At 72.4% G+C, this 19,644-nt stretch carries 16 protein-coding genes; 7 read left to right on the plus strand and 9 right to left on the minus strand.

Annotation, left to right across the window (positions count from 1 at the left end; translation table 11 throughout):
* Positions 1-147: 147 nt before the first annotated feature.
* The 4 genes from sucB to N7925_RS27385 all read right to left on the minus strand — a co-directional run bounded on the left by sucB (position 148) and on the right by N7925_RS27385 (position 6,370).
* Positions 148-2,007, minus strand: coding sequence for a 2-oxoglutarate dehydrogenase, E2 component, dihydrolipoamide succinyltransferase (gene sucB / locus N7925_RS27370; RefSeq protein ID WP_274345475.1), 1,860 nt, complete (start codon positions 2,005-2,007; stop codon positions 148-150).
* Positions 2,008-2,069: 62 nt separating this feature from the next.
* Positions 2,070-3,458, minus strand: coding sequence for a dihydrolipoyl dehydrogenase (lpdA, locus tag N7925_RS27375; RefSeq protein ID WP_007451187.1), 1,389 nt, complete (start codon positions 3,456-3,458; stop codon positions 2,070-2,072).
* 369 nt (positions 3,459-3,827) lie between these two features.
* A complete protein-coding gene (locus N7925_RS27380; RefSeq protein ID WP_265602078.1) occupies positions 3,828-5,375 on the minus strand; it encodes a leucyl aminopeptidase in 1,548 nt (515 codons plus the stop codon).
* Positions 5,376-5,587: 212 nt separating this feature from the next.
* Positions 5,588-6,370, minus strand: coding sequence for an adenosylcobinamide-GDP ribazoletransferase (locus tag N7925_RS27385; protein WP_265602079.1), 783 nt, complete (start codon positions 6,368-6,370; stop codon positions 5,588-5,590).
* 88 nt (positions 6,371-6,458) lie between these two features.
* Between N7925_RS27385 and N7925_RS27390 the strand changes: the two genes are divergently transcribed.
* Complete coding sequence (locus N7925_RS27390) at positions 6,459-7,220, plus strand: hypothetical protein (RefSeq protein WP_265602080.1); 762 nt, start codon at positions 6,459-6,461, stop codon at positions 7,218-7,220.
* A 21-nt stretch (positions 7,221-7,241) separates the two neighbouring features.
* Here the strand turns inward: N7925_RS27390 and cobT are convergent, their stop codons facing one another.
* Both cobT and N7925_RS27400 read right to left on the minus strand, forming a co-directional pair.
* Positions 7,242-8,369, minus strand: coding sequence for a nicotinate-nucleotide--dimethylbenzimidazole phosphoribosyltransferase (cobT, locus tag N7925_RS27395; protein ID WP_274345476.1), 1,128 nt, complete (start codon positions 8,367-8,369; stop codon positions 7,242-7,244).
* 195 nt (positions 8,370-8,564) lie between these two features.
* Positions 8,565-9,767 carry a bifunctional adenosylcobinamide kinase/adenosylcobinamide-phosphate guanylyltransferase gene (locus N7925_RS27400; RefSeq protein ID WP_274345477.1) on the minus strand — a complete coding sequence of 401 codons (1,203 nt, stop codon included), beginning with the start codon at positions 9,765-9,767 and terminating at the stop codon, positions 8,565-8,567.
* A 78-nt stretch (positions 9,768-9,845) separates the two neighbouring features.
* On the opposite strand from N7925_RS27400, the gene N7925_RS27405 reads away from it, so the two are divergent.
* On the plus strand, positions 9,846-10,055 hold the full coding sequence (locus tag N7925_RS27405; protein WP_265602083.1) for a hypothetical protein: 210 nt from the start codon (positions 9,846-9,848) through the stop codon (positions 10,053-10,055).
* Between the two features lie 74 nt (positions 10,056-10,129).
* Here the strand turns inward: N7925_RS27405 and N7925_RS27410 are convergent, their stop codons facing one another.
* The 3 genes from N7925_RS27410 to N7925_RS27420 all read right to left on the minus strand — a co-directional run bounded on the left by N7925_RS27410 (position 10,130) and on the right by N7925_RS27420 (position 12,685).
* Positions 10,130-11,218: a S1C family serine protease gene (locus N7925_RS27410; RefSeq protein WP_274345478.1), complete on the minus strand. Its 1,089-nt coding sequence runs from the start codon at positions 11,216-11,218 to the stop codon at positions 10,130-10,132.
* A gap of 76 nt (positions 11,219-11,294) precedes the next feature.
* The gene (locus N7925_RS27415; RefSeq protein ID WP_331618210.1) at positions 11,295-11,987 is read right to left on the minus strand and encodes a class I SAM-dependent methyltransferase; all 693 of its coding nucleotides are present in this window, start codon (positions 11,985-11,987) and stop codon (positions 11,295-11,297) included.
* Positions 11,988-12,085: 98 nt separating this feature from the next.
* Positions 12,086-12,685, minus strand: coding sequence for a DUF3043 domain-containing protein (locus N7925_RS27420; RefSeq protein WP_026290538.1), 600 nt, complete (start codon positions 12,683-12,685; stop codon positions 12,086-12,088).
* 319 nt (positions 12,686-13,004) lie between these two features.
* Between N7925_RS27420 and N7925_RS27425 the strand changes: the two genes are divergently transcribed.
* The 5 genes from N7925_RS27425 (at position 13,005) to N7925_RS27445 (ending at position 19,595) form a co-directional block, all read left to right on the plus strand.
* Positions 13,005-13,790 (plus strand): PspA/IM30 family protein, encoded by a 786-nt coding sequence (locus N7925_RS27425; RefSeq protein WP_265602085.1) that lies wholly within the window; start codon positions 13,005-13,007, stop codon positions 13,788-13,790.
* 9 nt (positions 13,791-13,799) lie between these two features.
* A complete protein-coding gene (pspAA, locus tag N7925_RS27430; RefSeq protein ID WP_265602086.1) occupies positions 13,800-14,078 on the plus strand; it encodes a PspA-associated protein PspAA in 279 nt (92 codons plus the stop codon).
* Between the two features lie 166 nt (positions 14,079-14,244).
* Entirely contained in the window at positions 14,245-15,528 is a 1,284-nt protein-coding gene (locus N7925_RS27435) for a sensor histidine kinase (protein WP_274345479.1), read from the plus strand.
* Positions 15,525-16,259 carry a response regulator gene (locus N7925_RS27440; protein WP_274345480.1) on the plus strand — a complete coding sequence of 245 codons (735 nt, stop codon included), beginning with the start codon at positions 15,525-15,527 and terminating at the stop codon, positions 16,257-16,259. Before N7925_RS27435 ends, N7925_RS27440 begins: the two co-directional genes overlap by 4 nt.
* A gap of 186 nt (positions 16,260-16,445) precedes the next feature.
* Positions 16,446-19,595: an efflux RND transporter permease subunit gene (locus N7925_RS27445; protein ID WP_274345481.1), complete on the plus strand. Its 3,150-nt coding sequence runs from the start codon at positions 16,446-16,448 to the stop codon at positions 19,593-19,595.
* The last annotated feature ends 49 nt before the right edge of the window (positions 19,596-19,644 follow it).

Consider the following 19,644-nt stretch of genomic DNA (forward strand, 5'->3'; position numbering starts at 1 on the left):
TCCTCCGCCTTGCAGCTGCACGCACCCAGCCTCGCTCCTTTTTCCACCCTCCACGTGCCACTCCGTCCTAGACAATACGGCGGCGCCCCCGCCCGGATGAGTTCCGGACGGGGGCGCCGCTGGTGAGGCTGGTTACAGCAGGGGAGTTCAGAGGCCGAGCTCGACCTCGAACTCACCCGCCTCCAGGATCGCCTTGACCGACGTCAGGTAGCGGGCGGCGTCCGCGCCGTCCACCAGACGGTGGTCGTAGGAGAGCACGACGTACGTCATGTCGCGCACCGCGATCGTCTCGCCGAGGTCCGGGTGGTCGATGACCACCGGACGGCGGACCGTGGCGCCGATGCCCAGGATGGCCGCCTGGTTCGGGGGCACGATGACGGTGTCGAACAGCGCACCGCGCGAACCGGTGTTGGTGATGGTGAAGGTGGCGCCGGACATGTCGTCCGGCGTCAGGCCGCCACCACGCGCCTTGCCCGCGAGCTCCGCGGTCTTCTTGGAGATGCCGGCGATGTTCAGGTCGCCCGCACTCTTGATGACCGGGGTCATCAGACCCTTCTCGGCGTCCACGGCGATGCCGATGTTCTCCGAGTCGAAGTACGTGATGGTGCCCTCGTCCTCGTTGATCCGGGCGTTGACGACCGGGTGGGCCTTCAGCGCCTGGGCCGCCGCCTTCACGAAGAACGGCATCGGGGACAGCTTGACGCCCTCACGGGCGAGGAAGGCGGCCTTCGCCTGGTTGCGCAGCTTCATCAGCTTGGTGATGTCGACCTCGACGACCGAGGTCAGCTGGGCCTGCGAGTGCAGCGCCTTCATCATGTTCTCGCCGATGACCTTGCGCATGCGGGTCATCTTGACCGTCTGACCGCGCAGCGGCGACGCCTCCAGCTTCGGCGCCTTGGCTGCCGCCGGAGCAGCGGCCGGGGCCGGAGCGGCTGCGGCGGCCTTGGCGGCCTCCGCGGCGGCGACGACGTCCTGCTTGCGGATACGGCCACCGACGCCGGTGCCCTTGACCGCGCTCAGGTCCACGTTGTTCTCGGACGCGAGCTTGCGGACCAGCGGCGTGACGTACGCGCCGTCGTCACCGGAGGGCGCGGCCGGAGCGGCCGGCGCCGGGGCGGCGGGGGCGGGCTGCGCCGGAGCCGGGGTGGCGGGAGCCGCCGGGGCCGGAGCGGGAGCGGCGGGAGCCGGAGCGGCCGGAGCCGGAGCCGCGGGGGCGGCCGGAGCGGCGGGGGCCGGGGCGGGAGCCGCGGGGGCCTCCTGCTTCGGCGCCTCGGCCTTCGGGGCCTCCTGCTTCGGGGCCTCCTGGGCCGGGGCGGCGGGCTGCGCCGGAGCGGCGGCCGGGGCCGCGCCCGGAGCGCCGATGACGGCGAGCTTCGCGCCGACCTCGGCGGTCTCGTCCTCGCCGACCACGATCTCCAGCAGCACACCGGCGACCGGGGCGGGGATCTCGGTGTCGACCTTGTCCGTCGAGACCTCCAGCAGCGGCTCGTCCTCGGCCACCTCCTCGCCGACCTCCTTGAGCCAGCGGGTGACGGTGCCCTCGGTGACGCTCTCGCCGAGCGCCGGGAGGGTGACGTCGGTGCCCTCGGCGGACGAACCGCCGGTGGTCGCCTCGGCGGTCGGGGCCTGGGCCGGAGCCTCGGTCTCGGTCGACGGGGCGGTGGGCGCCTCCTCGGCCTGCGGGGCCGGGGTGGAGGCGGGCTCGGCGGCGGGCGCCTCGGCTGCGGGAGCCTCGGCCTGCGGGGCCTCGGCCTCGGCCGGAGCGCCCGAGCCGTCGTCGATGACGGCCAGCTCGGCGCCGACCTCGACGGTCTCGTCCTCGGCGACCTTGATGGAGGCCAGAACACCGGACGCGGGGGCCGGGATCTCGGTGTCGACCTTGTCGGTCGAGACCTCGAGCAACGGCTCGTCGGCCTCGACGCGCTCGCCCTCGGCCTTCAGCCAACGGGTGACAGTGCCCTCGGTGACGCTCTCGCCGAGCGCCGGAAGGGTTACGGAAACCGACATGGTTTCAGTTGCTCCTTACGAAATTGCGGAAGTGGTCGGTCGTCGCGCCCGGGACCGGGGGATCAGTCGTGGGCGTGGAGAGGCTTGCCGGCCAGCGCCAGGTGAGCCTCGCCCATCGCCTCGTTCTGCGTCGGGTGTGCGTGGATGAGCTGGGCGACCTCGGAGGGCAGCGCCTCCCAGTTGTAGATCAGCTGGGCTTCGCCGACCTGCTCGCCCATGCGGTCGCCCACCATGTGGACGCCGACCACGGCACCATCCTTGACCTGGACGAGCTTGATCTCGCCCGCGGTCTTCAGGATCTTGCTCTTGCCGTTGCCCGCGAGGTTGTACTTGAGGGCGACGACCTTGTCCGCGCCGTAGATCTCCTTGGCCTTGGCCTCGGTGATGCCGACGGAGGCGACCTCGGGGTGGCAGTACGTCACCTTGGGCACGCCGTCGTAGTCGATCGGGACGGTCTTCAGGCCGGCGAGACGCTCCGCCACCAGGATGCCCTCGGCGAAGCCGACGTGGGCGAGCTGGAGGGTCGGGACGAGGTCGCCCACGGCCGAGATCGTCGGGACGTTGGTCTGCATGTACTCGTCGACCAGGACATAGCCGCGGTCCATCGCGACGCCCTGCTCCTCGTAGCCCAGGCCCTGGGAGACCGGGCCGCGGCCGATGGCGACGAGCAGCAGCTCCGCCTCGAAGGTCTTGCCGTCGGCGAGCGTCACGCGGACGCCGTCCTCGGTGTACTCGGCCTTGTCGAAGAAGGTGCCGAGGTTGAACTTGATGCCGCGCTTGCGGAACGCGCGCTCAAGAAGCTTGGAGCTGTTCTCGTCCTCGACCGGGACGAGGTGCTTGAGGCCCTCGACGATGGTGATCTCGGTGCCGAAGGACTTCCACGCCGAGGCGAACTCGACGCCGATGACGCCGCCGCCCAGCACGATCGCGGACTTCGGGACGCGGTCCATCTTCAGCGCGTGGTCCGAGGAGATGATCCGGTTGCCGTCGATCTCCAGGCCGGGCAGCGACTTCGGCACGGAGCCGGTCGCCAGCAGCACGTGGCGGCCCTGGACACGCTGGCCGTTCACGTCCACCGAGGTGGGGGAGGAGAGCTTGCCCTCACCCTCGATGTAGTGGACCTTGCGCGAGGCGATGAGTCCCTGGAGACCCTTGTACAGGCCCGAGATCACCTCGTCCTTGTACTTGTTGACGGCCTCCATGTCGATGCCCTCGAAGGTCGCCTTCACGCCGAACTGGGCCGACTCGCGGGCCTGGTCCGCGATCTCGCCCGCGTGCAGCAGTGCCTTCGTGGGGATGCAGCCGTTGTGCAGGCAGGTGCCGCCGACCTTGCCCTTCTCGATCAGGGCGACGTCCAGGCCCAGCTGCGCTCCGCGCAGGGCCGCGGCGTAACCGCCACTGCCACCGCCGAGGATCACTAGGTCGAAAACGGTGCTGGCGTCGTTCGCCACGTCACGTCCTCCATGCATGTGCGCCGTACGCCGGGCCCCATGGCTGGGGTGTGACCGGCCGGTCGGCTGGTGTGCGGCCGCTTCTGTCTTCGGCCCTGTGGTGGGGGCCCTGTCCTGCCGAGAACCCATCTTCGCACTTGTCGACGGTGGGCGGGACGCGGGGCCCGGGTCCGGGACGGATGATCGTCCGTCCCGGAGGGTTACTGCTGCGTAGATACCTACGGTTTCGGCCGGTGTTCGTCGAGAGCGAAACCCGCTCGCCCTCCGTCCCCCATCCGGCCTGTTCCGCTCATCCTTGCCGCTTACGCTCCGAGAACACGTACGGCCCCGGACCTATGCCCGGGGCCGTACGCGACGGAAGGCGGGAACTCAGCCGAGGTCGCCGTCGGCGGTGCGCTCGGCGAGCCGCACCAGGGTGCGGACCGCGGAGCCGGTGCCGCCCTTGGGGGTGTAGCCGTACGGCGCGCCCTCGTGGAAGGCGGGGCCCGCGATGTCCAGGTGCGCCCAGGCGATGCCCTCGCCCACGAACTCCTTCAGGAACAGGCCCGCCACCAGGCCGCCGCCCATCCGCTCGCCCATGTTGGCGATGTCGGCGGTGGGGGAGTCCATGCCCTTGCGCAGGTCGGCGGGGAGCGGCATCGGCCAGGAAGGCTCGCCGACCTCCTCGGCGATCTCGTGGATCGAGGTGCGGAAGGCGTCGTCGTTGGCCATCACACCGAAGGTGCGGTTGCCGAGCGCCAGCACCATCGCGCCGGTCAGGGTCGCCACGTCGACGATCGCGTCCGGCTTCTCCTCCGAGGCGCGGGTCAGCGCGTCGGCCAGGACGAGCCGGCCCTCGGCGTCGGTGTTGAGCACCTCGACGGTCTTGCCGCTGTACATGCGGAGCACGTCACCGGGGCGGGTGGCGTTGCCGGAGGGCATGTTCTCGGCCAGCGCCAGCCAGCCGGTGACGTTGACCTTCAGGCCCAGGCGGGCGGCCGTGACGACGGCGGCGAACACGGCGGCGGCGCCGGCCATGTCGCACTTCATCGTCTCGTTGTGGCCGGCCGGCTTGAGCGAGATGCCGCCCGAGTCGTAGGTGATGCCCTTGCCCACCAGGGCCAGGGTCTTCTCCGCCTTCGGGTGCGTGTAGGCGAGCTTCACCAGGCGCGGGCCGCGCTCGGCGCCCTGGCCGACGCCGAGGATGCCGCCGAAGCCACCCTTGACGAGGGCCTTCTCGTCGAGGACCTGGACCTTGACGCCGTGCTCCTTGCCCGCGGCGGTGGCCACGGCGGCGAAGGACTCCGGGTACAGGTCGTTCGGCGGGGTGTTGATCAGGTCGCGGGCGCGGTTGATCTCCTCGACCAGGGCCAGCGAGCGCTCGACGGCCGCCTTGTAGGCCTTGTCGCGCGGCTTGGCGCCGAGCAGGGCCACCTCGGCGAGCGGCAGTTTCGGGCCACTGTCCTTGGACTTCGCGTCCTTGGGGGCGAGCTTGTTCTCGCCGCCCTGGTAGGCGGTGAAGGCGTACGCGCCCAGGAGCGCGCCCTCGGCGACGGCGGCGGCGTCCTCGACGGAGGCGGCGGGCAGCGCGAAGCCGGCCTTCTTGGAGCCGGTCAGCGCACGGGCCGCGGTGCCCGCCGCGCGGCGCAGCGCCTCGGCGTCGTAGGCGTCCTCCTTGTCCGGGACCGGACCGAGACCGACCGCGACGACGACCGGGGCCTTGAGGCCGGACGCGGCGGGCAGCTTGGTCAGTTCGCCCTCGGCACCGGTGGCACCCAGGGTCGCGAGGACGGCGGCGAGCTTTCCGTCGAACGCCTTGTCCACGTCCTCGGCGCCGGGCGCGAGGACCGGGCCCTTGACGCCCTTGGCTACGCCGACGACGAGTGCGTCGGCGCGCAGCGTCGCCGCACCGGCAGTGCTGAGAGTGAGAGCAGTCACGGTGGTGAAATCTCGCTTCCGTTGAGTTCGAGTTCGGTCGAGGGGTGGGCCGACCGTGCCCGGCGCATCGTAGACGCCCCGACGATGTGCCGGGAATGAGCCTACGCGCGAGGTTCCTGCTCCGTGACGGCGGCGGGGCTTCCGGGACCTTTTCCGACCGTTACGGCGGTCCGGAACGGCCCGGGAAGCACGGCCGCCGATGTGCCCCTCCGTCAGGTCCCGAGCGCCAGCGCCACCAGGGCCGCCGTCGCCGCCGTCTCCCCGACGCCCCCGAAGACGTCCCCGGTGACCCCGCCGAGCCGCCGCACGCAGTGCCGCAGCAGCAGTTCGCCCGCGGCGAGCGCGACGAGCACCGCGAGCGCGTGGTGCAGCGCCCCGTACGGGCCCAGCGGCGCGCCCGCCGCCGCGCACAGCGCCACCGTCACCACCGCCGCGAGCAGCGCCCATCCGGCCGGGACGGTGGACGCCACCACCGCGCCGAGCCCCTCCGGCCGGGCCGCCGGGACGCCCTGACGGGACGCCAGGGTCAGGGCGAGGCGGGCGGCGACGCCCGCGACGACGGCCCCGAGGGCCCCGTGCTCCCAGCCCTGCCCGTACAGCTCGAAAAGGACGGCGACCTGGGTCAGCAGGACCAGCAGCAGCGTGATGACACCGAACGGCCCAATGTCGGACTGCTTCATGATCCGCAGTGCGTCCTCGGCCGGCTTTCCGCTGCCGAGGCCGTCCGCCGTGTCCGCCAGGCCGTCCAGGTGCAGCCCCCGGGTGAGGGCGGCGGGCACCGCGACGGAGGCGACCGCCGCGAGCAGCGGCCCCGAGCCGGCCAGCAGCGACAGCGAGCCGAGGGCCCCGGCGAGCAGCCCCGCGACGAGCCCGGCGAGCGGGGCGCAGAGCATTCCGGAGCGGGCGGTCGCACGGTCCCAGCGGGTCACGCGGACGGGCAGAACGGTCAGGGTGCCGAAGGCGAAACGTATGCCGTGGCTGTTCAGGGAGGTCACCGCGGGCAGGCTAGCCGCTGGGCCCCACCGATAGATTGGGCGAAACGCGCCAATCGCCGCGAAACCTGACGTAACGGGAGTGGGTGGCATGGGTCACTGGTGGCACGACAACATCGCGGAGCCGGGCAAGATGCCGCTGCTCCTCGCGCTGGCCGCCTTCGTCCTGACCTTCGCGATCACCCGCACCATCACCCGCATGATCCGCGCCGGGAAGGGCCCGTTCCGCGACATCACGCCGGGCGGGGTGCACATCCACCACGTGGTGCCCGGGGTCGTGCTGTCGGTGATCGGCGGCTTCGGCGCGGTGGCCGCCGGGCGGCACGGCTTGGCCGCCGGGATCTGCGCGGTGGTCTTCGGGGTGGGGGCCGGTCTGGTGCTGGACGAGTTCGCCCTGATCCTGCATCTGGACGACGTGTACTGGACCGAGGAGGGCCGCCGCAGCGTGGAGGTGGTCGTGCTGACCTTCTCGCTGGTGGCGCTGGTCCTGGCGGGCTTCTCGCCGCTCGGCGTCGACGACGTCACCGACGAGGAGGAGCAGGGGAGGCTCGGCCTCATCACGACCTACGCGATCAACTTCTGCTTCGTCCTGATCGCCCTGTTCAAGGGCAAGCTGCGGATGGCGGTGCTCGGCACCCTCGTCCCCCTCGTCGCGCTGGTCGGCGCGATCCGGCTGGCCCGCCCCACCTCGCCCTGGGCCAGGCGCTTCTACCGCCACCGCCACCGGGCCCGCTCCCGGGCTCTGCTGCGGGCCTACCACCACGACGTGCGCTGGGCCGGGCCGCGCCGGAAGTTCCAGGACCTCATCGGCGGCGCCCCGGACCGCGTCCCGCCGCCCGCGCCCAGGTCCTGAGGGCCCGGGCACACCTCGGTCTCAGACCCCGTCGAGGGCCGCCGCCTCCGACTCGGGCCCCGACTCCGGGGCTTCCGCGCCCTCCGCGTCCTGCTCGTCCACGGTCTTCTCCGGTTCCCGCTCCGGCAGTTCGGCGGCCAGCGCCGCGGCCGCCTGCACCAGCGGCAGCGCCAGCAGCGCACCGCTGCCCTCGCCCACCGTCACGCCGTGGTCCAGCAGCGGGGTCAGCGCCATCCGGTCCAGCGCCTTCGTCTGCGCGGGCTCCCCGCTGACCTGACCGGCCAGCCACCAGTCCGGCGCCCGGAACGCCGCGCGCTGCGCCACCAGCGCGCAGGCCGCCGAGACGACCCCGTCCAGGATCACCGGCATCCGGCGCACCGCGCTCTGCAACAGGAAGCCCGTCATCGCCGCCAGATCCGCCCCGCCCGACGTCGCCAGCAGCTCCAGCTGGTCACCGAGCACCGGCCGGGCCCGGCGCAGCGCGTCCCTGATCGCCGCGCACTTGCGCATCCACGCCAGGTCGTCGATGCCCGCGCCACCGCGACCGGTCACCACGGAGGCGTCCGTTCCGCAGAGCGCCGCGACGAGGGTGGCCGCGGCCGTGGTCCCGCCCACGCTGAGGTCGCCGAGCACCACCAGATCGGTGCCGGAGTCCGCCTCCTCGTCGGCGATCGCCATGCCCAGACGGACCGCCTGCTCGGCCTCCTCCGCGCTGATCGCGTCCTCGACGTCGATCCGCCCCGAACCCCGCCGCACCCGGTGCCGCACCACGGACTCGGGCAGCAGCTCCGGATCGCAGTCCAGGGAGACGTCCACGATCCGCATCGGCACCGAGAAGCGCCGCGCCAGCACCGAGACCGGGCTCGCGCCGTCGAGGGCGGAGCGCACCAGCTCGTACGCGCTTCCCGCGGGCCGGCCCGAGACGCCCAGTTCCGCCACCCCGTGGTCACCGGCGAAGAGCACCAGACGCGGCTGCTCGACGGCCCTGACCGGCACGGACTGCTGCGCGGCGCTGAGCCACTCGCCCAGCTCGTCGAGCCGTCCGAGCGCCCCCGGGGGTACGGTCAGCCGCTCGCGCCGCTCCTCGGCATCGCGCCGCACACCCCCGTCGGGGCGTTGGATCAGGTCGGAGAAGTCGTCCAGGTTCACGGAGGTCTGCCTCGCGGGTCGTCACGTCGGATCCGGTCCGGGAACCCGGCGGCGGGCCCCCGGGGCGTGTCCGGCGGATCAGGACCGGACAGGCCCCAGCCGGAACAGTACCGGTCGGCCCACCCCGAGGACCGTGCCCCGAGCAGGGGCACAGGGGAGGGGAAGGCGCCGGACCCCGCCCCCACAGCGAGCCGCTCACCCCCGCAGCACCAGCACCTGCCCCGCCACCACCAGCAGCACCTGCTCGCACTCGGCCGCGACCGCCGCGTTCAGCCGCCCCAGCTCGTCCCGGAACCGCCGCCCCGCCGACGTCGCCGGCACCACCCCGGACCCCACCTCGTTGGTCACCAGCACGACCGGCCGCCGGGTCCCGCGCACCGCGGCGACCAGCTCCGCGACCCGCTCCCGCAACGCCGCCTCGCCGCCACCGTGCCACCGCCCGTCCTCCCATGCCTCCACCCGGTCCATCGCGTCCGTCAGCCACAGCGACAGGCAGTCGATCAGCAGCGGCGGCCCGTCCGCCCGCAGCAGCTCCGCGACCTCGCAGGTCTCCTCGGTCCGCCAGGCGCCGGGCCTGCGCTCCCGGTGCAGTCCGATCCGGGCCGCCCACTCCGGGTCCCCGTCGCGGCGGCCGCCGGTCGCCACGTACACCACCTCCGGGAGCGTCTCCATGCGCTGCTCCGCCTCCAGGGACTTCCCCGACCGCGCGCCCCCCGTCACCAGCACCCGGCGCGGCACGTCCGGCACCGCGTGGTACTCGCCCACCACCAGCGTCGTCCCGTCCGGCACCGCCCGCGCACCGGCCGCCGCCAGCCGGCGTTCCAGCGCCGGGCCCGGCGGGGCGTCGTGGTCCAGGTGGACCGCGATCACCTCGGTGGCCGGCCCGACCGCTCCGGCCGCCCGCAGCCGGGCCACCGCGTCGGGCCGCCCGATCACATCGAGGACGACCATGTCCAGGGGCCGGTCCAGCCGCTCGGGCAGGCCGGAGGGGGCGGCCCCCGGCGGAAGGTACAGCAGCCGCTCGCCCTCCGGGGCGGTCACCTCGTACCCGGTCCCCGGGGCGTCCATCGCCATCGCCCGCACCCGGTGCCCGCTGATCAGCGTCAGGACTTGGCCGTCCGGAACCCGGCCGGCCGGCGGCAGGAGGGCGGGCAGTTCGACGGCGGGCCCGTCGTGCGGGTGCGTCAGCAGCACCTGCCGGACCGCGCTCAGCGAGCGCCCCGCACGGGCGGCGGCGAACACCGCTCCGGGGATGAGGTCCAGCAGCAGCGCGTCGTCGACCAGCAGGGCCGTCGCGGCCCGCGCCCACGGGCCGCGGGCCGAGGCGCAGGCGGCGCAGGGACAGGAGGGGCGAGGCAGCCCGTCGGGGGCTCCGGTGCCGAGCAGAGTCAGTTCCACACCTTGATCCTCCCGTGTCCCCGCGCGAGGTGCGCGTCCGGCTACGCTTCGGGAAGCAACGTGACCCAGGAGGCTGGCATGGCGTGGACGTGGCGGTTCGAGAAGTCCGACGGTACGGAGACGGAGCCGGCGCTGCAGCCGGAGGAGTTCACCACCCAGGGCGACGCGGAGTCCTGGATCGGTGAGTTCTGGAAGGAGCTCCTGGAGGGCGGCGCCGCACAGGTGACGCTCTTCGAGGACGCCACCAAGATCTACGGCCCGATGAGCCTGGAGGCCGACAGCTCCTGAGGTTCGGCCGACAGTCGACAGCGGGAAGGGCGGTACGGGTCTCCCGTACCGCCCTTCCCGCTGCCGGAGGAGGCTCAGATCTCCCCGAGCGTGACCTCCGCCGTCCGGCTGTCGCCGTCGCGCGTGTACGTCACGCTCACCTTCTGGCCCGGCTTGTCGCCCGCCAGCGCCTCGGAGAGCGAGGTGATCGTGGTGACCTCGCTGTCCTCGATCTTCGTGATGGTGTCCCCGGGCCTCAGCCCCGCGTCGTCCGCCGCGCCGCCCCGCTCCACGCTGACCAGCGCCACCCCGGCGGGCCGGTAGCTGTCGTCGACGACCGTGCGGCCCGTGATGTTCAGCGCGGCCCGGCCCGAATCGGTGACCTTGCCGTCCTTGATGATCTGGTCGGCGACCGTCCTCACCATCGAGACGGGGATCGCGAAGCCGATGCCCGGAGCCGCGCTGTCGCCCATCTGCGGGTCGGTCGCCGCGAGGGTCGGAATGCCGATCACCTGGCTGTCGAGGTTGACGAGCGCCCCGCCGCTGTTGCCGGGGTTGATCGCCGCGGACGTCTGCACCATGTTGGCGATCGTCGCGCCCGTGCCGCCGCCCGCCCGGCTCTCGCTCACGGTCCGGCCGAGTGCCGAGACGATGCCCTGGGTGACGCTGCTGGACAGGCCGAGCGGCGAGCCCATCGCCAGCACGATCTGCCCCACCTCGACCTTTTCCGCGTCGCCGAACTTCGCGGGCTTCAGCCCGTCCGGCACCTCGTCGAGCTTGATCACGGCCAGGTCCTGCTCCGGGTAGGAGGAGACCAGCGAGGCGCTCAGCACCGCCTCCCCGGTGGCGACGCTGACCTTGAACGTCTTCTCGTCGCCGACCACATGGGCGTTGGTGACGATGTGCCCCCTGTCGTCGTAGACGACCCCGGAACCGAGGCCTTCCGAGGCGTCGATCTGCACCACCGACGGCAGTACGTCGTTGATGACGTCCTGGTAGGCGTTCTCCAGGTCGTCGGGGGCGCGTTCCACCGCCCCCTGCGCCGTACCGGACGCACTGGCTTCGGGGGCGGGAGCCGCCGGACTCGTACCGGAGCAGCCGCCTGCCAGGGCGATGGCGCAGACGGCCGCGGACAGGGGAAGCAGCAGCCTGCGCGCCCGGCTGCGGGAGGGGGATACGTCCATATCCGGAGTCTGGGGCCCGCCCCGCCCGGGTGCCCGAACTGATGAGCCGAACGGGCCCACCCGCGTGATGTCCGCGTCAGCCGCGCACGCCGCACAGATGCAGCAGCGCCGCCACACCCCGGTAGGGGTCGGTCCGCCCGGCCCGGTCCTCCAGGGACAGGGCCCGCTCCAGCTCCTCGGCCGGCAGCTCCGTCCCGTCCGCCACGTTGTCCGTGAAGACCCGCACGCCGTACCAGGCGTGCAGCGGCGCGGCGATCCCCGCGAGCGTGGCCCGCAGCGCGTCGAGCCGGTCGGCCCGCACGGTGAGGCCGAGGCGGTTGGTGTACGTGGCGGTGTCGAAGGCGGTCAGGGCCGCGCCGAAGTCGCCGGCGAGCCCCGGGCGCATCGCGAGCGCGTCCGCGTTCCGCACGAGCAGGGAGAGCAGCCCGCCGGGGGCCAGCATCCGGGCGAGCCCGGCCAGCATCGGGTCCGGCTCCTCGACGTACATCAGGACGCCGTGGCACAGCACCACGTCGAAGCTGCCGGGCAGGAAGTGCACGCCGGTGTCCCGGCCGTCGCCCTCGATGAGCCTGACCCGCTCCCGGATGCCCTCGGGCTCGGTCGCCAGGGACTCACGGGCCGCCGTCAGCATCGCGGCGTCCGACTCCAGGCCGGTCACCGAGTGACCGGCCCGCGCCAGGCGCAGGGCCTGGGTGCCCTGGCCCATGCCGACGTCGAGGACGCGCAGCCGCTGCCCCACCGGGAACCGCCCGGCTATCTGCTCGTCCAGCTGCCGCGCGACGAGCTCCTGGCGGACCCGGTTGCGTACGCCGCCGAGACCTGCCAGCCACGCCGAGGAGACCCCGGTGAAGCCGGAGGCCTCCGTGCTCAGGGCCGCTCTCCGCGCTTGACCTGCGGCTTCGGAAGCCGCAGTCGGCGCATCTGGAGCGTGCGCATCAGGCCGTACGCCACGGCTCCGCGCTTCGGCGTGTCCGGGAAGCGCTCGCGCAGCTGCTTCTTCAGACGCATCGAGATACCGATCGAGTCGATCACGATCAGGATGATCACGCCGAGCCAGAGCAGCAACGAGATGCTCTGGATGTTCTGCACCTGGATCACGCTGAGGATCAGGATGATCACGGCGAGCGGCAGGAACCACTCGGCGATGCAGAAGCGCGAGTCCACGTAATCGCGGACGAAGCGCCTGACCGGCCCCTTGTCGCGGACCGGGAGGTAGCGCTCGTCGCCCGAGGCGAGCGCCTCGCGCTGCCGGGCCAGGTCGGTGCGCCGCGCTTCGCGCTGGCGCTTCATGGCCGCCTTGCGATCGGTCGGCGCACTGGACGCGGCGCGACGGCGCTGCGTCTGGGCCTCGCTGCGCTTGGGGGTGGGGCGACCCTTGGGAGCCTGCGGGTCGCGGGGCTGCTGGGAGAGGTCCGCCGTCACCTTGTCGGTGGGGGCCTTCTCTGTCTTGGCACGGCTACGGAACACAAAACCCAAGGGTACGGGGTCGGCGCGCGGGCCCGGAGACCCGGGCGGGAACGATCCGGCAACGGACGGCGTCCCCACCGGTGTCCCGACGGGGCGATACGGGTGTCAACCGCCCGTTCCCGCGCCCGTCACCAGAATGTCCCGATGCCTCACCTACACCCTGGGCGGGAGTGTTCACGGGGCGTACTCGTCCTTGGGGAGGAGCACATCGACGCCCGAACAGTGCGGTAATAGAGACAGGGCCCGTACTGTGGGTTCTATCGGGAGTGCTGGAGTCCAGTCCGTCAGAAGGGGGCGCGCGAAGCCCATGAGCGGTGTCATGAAGCGTATGGGGATGCTCTTCCGCGCGAAGGCAAACAAGGCCCTTGACCGGGCCGAGGATCCGCGCGAGACCCTCGACTACTCGTACCAGAAGCAGCTGGAGCTGCTTCAGAAGGTGCGCCGCGGCGTCGCCGACGTGGCGACGTCCCGCAAGCGCCTGGAGCTGCAGCTGAACCAGCTGCAGGGCCAGTCGTCCAAGCTGGAGGACCAGGGCCGCAAGGCGCTGGCGCTGGGCCGCGAGGACCTGGCGCGCGAAGCGCTGTCCCGGCGCGCGGCCCTCCAGCAGCAGGTCACCGACCTGGAGACGCAGCACACGACGCTGCAGGGCGAGGAGGAGAAGCTCACCCTCGCGGCCCAGCGCCTCCAGGCCAAGGTCGACGCCTTCCGCACGAAGAAGGAGACCATCAAGGCCACCTACACGGCGGCCCAGGCCCAGACCCGGATCGGTGAGGCCTTCTCCGGCATCTCCGAGGAGATGGGCGATGTGGGTCTCGCGATCCAGCGGGCCGAGGACAAGACGCAGCAGCTCCAGGCGCGGGCCGGCGCCATCGACGAACTGCTCGCCTCCGGCGCCCTGGACGACCCGACCGGCACGGCGAAGGACGACATCGCCGCCGAGCTGGACCGGATCTCCGGCGGCACCGATGTGGAGCTGGAGCTGCAGCGCATGAAGGCCGAGCTGGCCGGCGGCTCCTCGTCCTCGCAGCAGGCCATCGAGGGCGGCGCGCAGGACAGTGCGCCGCAGTCGCAGCAGTCGTCCCCGCACAAGTTCGACAAGCAGTAAGGCAGCGTCATGATCGTACGGATCATGGGGGAGGGCCAGGTCAAGCTGGCCGACAGTCACTTCGTCGAACTGAACGAGCTCGACGATGTCCTGCTCAAGGAGATGGAGAGCGGCGACGGCCCCGGCTTTCGCACGACCCTCCACGCGCTCCTGGACAAGGTGCGCGAGCTCGGCACTCCGCTGCCGGACGACTCCCTGGAGCCGTCCGAGCTGATCCTGCCGGCGCCCGACGCCACCCTCGAAGACGTCACCGCCATGCTCAGCGACGGCGGGCTCATCCCCAACTGAATCCACGGGCCGGCCCCGGCGGGCCCGTGGATCGCCGCACCAGCACCAGCACCCCGCACCCTGCCCCGCGCCCGGTCCGCCGGACGCGGGGCAGCGGTGCTCCGGGGCCGCCCCTCCCCGTGGAAGGCTCCCGTCCCCGAGCGGGGGCCGCGTACCGTAGCTGGACGTGACCACCCTCTCGTCCGGCTTCGCGCGCGCCCGCCGCTGGCTCCGGGACCATCCCCTCGCGTTCGACGCTGCCCTCGCCCTCGGCTCCCTCGTCGCGATGATCTGCGGCTCGTTCGCGGACCCGGGCACCGGACACGGGCCGACCTTCGGCACCCGCACCCCCGAGCTGTTCAGCGTGCTCCTGATGGTCCTCGCCGCCGTGGCCCTGGTCCTGCGGCGACGGCGTCCGATGGCCGTGCTCGCCGCCACCGGGGCCCTCTCGGCCACCGAGTACATCTTGATGGACCCGCCCGCCCCGGTCGTCATGAGCACGGTCATCGCCCTCTACACCGTCGCCTCGCGCACCGACCGCCCCACCACCTGGCGGGTCGGGCTGCTGACCATGGGGGCGCTCACGGCGGCCTCCACGGTCTTCGGCTCAACGCCCTGGTACAGCCAGGAGAACCTCGGCGTGTTCGCCTGGACCGGGATGGCCGGGGCCGCCGGGGACGCCGTACGCAGCAGACGCGCGTTCGTCGACGCCATCCGGGAACGCGCCGAGCGGGCCGAGCGCACCCGCGAGGAGGAGGCCCGCCGCCGGGTCGCCGAGGAGCGGCTGCGGATCGCGCGGGACCTCCACGACGTCGTCGCCCACCACATCGCCCTGGTCAACGTCCAGGCCGGGGTCGCCGCCCACGTCATGGACAAGCGCCCGGACCAGGCCAAGGAAGCGCTCGCCCACGTCCGCGACGCCAGCCGCTCCGCGCTCAACGAACTCCGGGTCACCGTCGGCCTCCTGCGCCAGCAGGGCGACCCCGAGGCGCCCACCGAACCGGCCCCCGGGCTCGCCGTCCTCGGCGCACTGGTCGACACCTTCCGCAACGCCGGGCTCCCCGTCGAGGTGGCCGGCTCCGACCACGGGAACCGGCTGCCCGCCGCCGTCGACCTGGCCGCCTACCGGGTCATCCAGGAGGCCCTGACCAACGTCCGCAAGCACGCGGGCGCCGGGGCCAGGGCCGAGGTGAGCGTCGTCCGGGTGGGCGCCACCGCCGAGGTCACCGTGCTCGACAACGGCCGGGGGTGCGCCGCCCGACGGCCCGGAGCCGGAGCCGACGACGACCTGGACAGCGGCGGTCACGGCCTGGTCGGCATGCGCGAACGCGTCACCGCCCTCGGCGGCGCCCTCACCGCGGGTCCTCGGTACGGCGGCGGATTCCGGGTCCATGCGATCCTTCCGGTCGAGGCCCGCAAGGGTGAACCGGAGCGGCCGGGCACAGCGGGCGGAACGAGGCTCTGCCGATGACCCAGCCGACCCCGGCACCGGAACCGACGACGGTGCCGCAGCAGGCTCCCATCAAGGTGCTCCTCGCCGACGACCAGGCGCTGCTGCGCAGCGCGTTCCGGGTGCTGGTGGACTCCGAGCCGGACATGGAAGTGGTCGGCGAGGCCGCCGACGGGGCCGAGGCCGTCGAGCTGGCCCGCGCCACGGGCGCCGACGTGGTGCTCATGGACATCCGGATGCCGGGCACCGACGGACTCGCCGCCACCCGCATGATCAGCGCCGACCCGGAGCTGTCCGCGGTGCGGGTGGTCATGCTCACCACCTTCGAGGTCGACGAGTACGTGGTCCAGTCGCTGCGCGCCGGAGCCTCCGGCTTCCTCGGGAAGGGCGCGGAGCCGGAGGAGCTCCTCAACGCCATCCGGATCGCCGCGGCCGGCGAGGCGCTGCTCTCGCCCGCCGCGACCAAGGGGCTCATCGCCACGTTCCTGGCCCAGGGCGGCAGCTCGGGGGAGGGACCGGACAGCGCGGAGTACGCGGAGCGGCTGGCGGCGCTCACCGGCCGCGAACGCGAGGTGCTGGTGCAGGTCGCGGGCGGCCACTCCAACGACCAGATCGCCGAGCGGCTCGCGGTCAGCCCGCTCACCGTCAAGACCCATGTGAACCGGGCGATGGCGAAGCTGGGAGCCCGGGACCGGGCCCAATTGGTGGTAATCGCCTACGAATCGGGCCTGGTGCGTCCCCGAGCGGAGTGACCGGGGGAGTTTCGGCGTACTGCGGCGTACTCCACCTGCGGTATGCGCGGCATAAGAAAGCAGCCCGGGGGGCGACGTTTGGGCGGCGCGGAGCGGAGATCGTAGGACTGGGCTGGAGGTGTAGGTCCCTGACGCTTTCCCCCTCCCCGCCCTCTGCCGCGTACGCCACAGAAGAGAGACCCACCCATGTCCTGGCTGTCCAGATTCAGCCTCGCGCAAAGGGCCCTGATCGGGCTGATCTCGATTGTCGCGCTGGTCTTCGGCGCGATAGCGATCCCGCAGCTCAAGCAGCAGCTGCTGCCCACCATCGAACTGCCGCTGGTCTCGGTGCTGGCGCCCTACCAGGGTGCGTCTCCCGATGTGGTCGAGAAGCAGGTCGTCGAGCCGCTGGAGAACTCCCTCAAGGCCGTCGACGGCGTCGAGGGCATCACCTCCACCGCCAGTGAGGGCAACGCCCTCATCATGGCGACCTTCGACTTCGGCGACGAGGGCACGAAGCAGCTCGTCGCGGACATCCAGCAGGCGGTGAACCGGGCCCGCGCCCAGCTGCCCGACGGCGTCGACCCGCAGGTCGTCGCCGGTTCCACGGACGACATCCCGACCGTGGTCCTCGCCGTCACCTCCGACAAGGACCAGCAGGTCCTGGCCGACCAGCTCGACCGCACGGTCGTCCCGGCCCTGGAGGGCATCGACGGCGTCGGCCAGGTCGCGGTGGACGGCGTGCGGGACCTCCGGGTCTCCGTCGTCCCCGACGACAAGAAGCTCGCCGAGGCCGGTCTGAACGCGGGCACGCTCGCCCAGGCCCTCCAGGCGGGCGGCGCCACCGTGCCGGCCGGCTCCTTCTCCGAGTCCGGCAAGAGCCGCACCATCCAGGTCGGCGGCGCCTACACCTCGCTGAAGCAGATCGAGGACCTCCAGGTCGTCGCCAAGGACCCGGCGGGCGGTGCGCCCGGAAAGCCGGTGCGCCTCGGCGACGTCGCCGAGGTGAAGCAGGAGCCGTCCGACGCGGTCTCCATCACCCGCACCAACGGCAAGCCGAGCCTCGCCGTGGTGGTGACGATGGACAAGGACGGCAGCGCCGTCACCATCTCGGACGCCGTCAAGGACAAGCTCCCCGACCTCCGTAAGGACCTCGGTGAGGGCGCGGAGGTGACGGTCGTCTCCGACCAGGGCCCCGCCGTCTCCAAGTCGATCTCGGGCCTGACCACGGAGGGCGCGCTCGGCCTGGTCTTCGCGGTCGTCGTGATCCTGGTCTTCCTCGCCTCGATCCGCTCGACGCTGGTCACCGCGGTCTCCATCCCGCTCTCGATCGTCCTCGCGCTGATCGTCCTCTGGACCCGCGACCTGTCGCTGAACGTGCTCACGCTCGGCGCGCTCACCATCGCCATCGGCCGGGTCGTCGACGACTCGATCGTGGTCCTGGAGAACATCAAGCGCCACCTCGGCTACGGCGAGGAGCGCCACGCGGCGATCATCACCGCGGTCAAGGAGGTCGCCGGAGCGGTCACCTCCGCCACGCTCACCACCGTCGCGGTCTTCCTGCCCATCGGGCTGGTCGGCGGCGTGGTCGGCCAGCTCTTCGGCTCGTTCTCGCTGACCATCACCGCAGCGCTGCTGGCCTCCCTGCTGGTCTCGCTGACCGTCGTTCCGGTGCTGTCGTACTGGTTCCTGCGCGCGCCCAAGGACACCCCCGAGGACGCGGCGGAGGCCCGCCGCCTCGCCGAGGAGAAGGAAGCGGCCAGCAAGCTCCAGCGGATCTACGTCCCGGTCCTGCGCTTCGCGACCCGCCGCCGGGTCACCAGCCTCGTCATCGCCGTCGCCGTGCTCCTCGGCACCTTCGGCATGGTCCCGCTGCTGAAGACGAACTTCCTCGACGCCGGCGAGCAGGAGGTCCTGACCGTCAAGCAGGAGCTGACCCCCGGCACCAGCCTGGAAGCCGCCGATGAGGCGGCCCGCAAGGTCGAGAAGGTCATCGGGCAGGACAAGGGCGTCAAGGACTACCAGGTCACCGTCGGCTCCTCCGGCTTCCTGGCCGCCTTCGGCGGCGGCACGGGTGCCAACCAGGCCTCCTACCAGGTCACCCTCAAGGACGCCGCGGACTACGAGGACGCCCAGGACCGCATCGACGAGGCCCTCGGCAAGCTCGACGGCATCGGCGACACCACCATCGCCGCGGGCGACGGCTTCGGCTCCCAGGATCTGAGCGTCGTGGTCAAGGCCGCCGACGCCGACGTCCTGAAGAAGGCCGCCGAGGCGGTCCGCACCGAGGTCGACACCATCAAGGACGTCACCGACGTCCAGAGCGACCTGGCGCAGAGCGTCCCGCGCATCTCGGTCACCGCCAACGACAAGGCGGCCGCCGCCGGATTCGACTCCGCCACGCTGGGCGGCATCGTCGCCGGAGCCGTACGCGGCACGCCGGCCGGCACGGCGACGCTCGACGACACCGAGCGCGACGTCGTCATCCGCTCGTCCACCCCGGCCGCCACCATGGCCGAGCTGAAGGCCCTGCCGCTGGGCCCGGTCAAGCTCGGTGACATCGCCGACGTGAAGGTCGTCCCCGGCCCGGTCTCGATGACCCGGATCGACGGACAGCGATCGGCGACGATCACCGCCAAGCCCGTCGGCGACAACACCGGCGCGGTCAGCACCGACCTCACCAAGAAGATCGACGCCCTGGACCTCCCGGAGGGCGCCACCGCCACCATCGGCGGCGTCAGCGAGGATCAGAACGAAGCCTTCGCGCAGCTCGGCCTCGCCATGCTGGCGGCCATCGCGATCGTCTTCATGCTGCTGGTGGCCACGTTCCGGTCGCTCGTCCAGCCGCTGATCCTGCTGGTCTCCGTCCCGTTCGCGGCGACCGGCGCGCTGGCCCTCCTGCTCATCACGGGCACCCCGCTGGGCGTCCCCGCGATGATCGGCATGCTGATGCTCATCGGCATCGTGGTCACCAACGCGATCGTGCTGATCGACCTGATCAACCAGTACCGCGCCCAGGGCCTCGGCATCGTGGAAGCCGTCATCGAGGGCGGCCGCCACCGCTTCCGCCCGATCATCATGACGGCGCTCGCGACCATCTTCGCCCTGCTCCCGATGGCGCTCGGCGTCACCGGCGAGGGCGGCTTCATCTCGCAGCCGCTGGGCGTCGTGGTGATCGGCGGTCTGATCAGCTCCACGCTGCTGACCCTGCTGCTGGTGCCGACGCTGTACGCGATGGTCGAGCTCCGCAAGGAGCGCCGCGCCAAGAAGAAGGCGGCCAAGCGCGCCGCGAAGACGGGCGTCCCGGACCGGGCGGAGCCGGAGGAGGCCCGCGAGGCCGAGCCGGCGAAGGCCTGACACGACGGAAGGGGCCTGTCCCACGCACCCGCGTGGGACAGGCCCCTTC

The sequence above is a fragment of the Streptomyces sp. CA-278952 genome, from assembly GCF_028747205.1.
Taxonomy (GTDB): domain Bacteria; phylum Actinomycetota; class Actinomycetes; order Streptomycetales; family Streptomycetaceae; genus Streptomyces.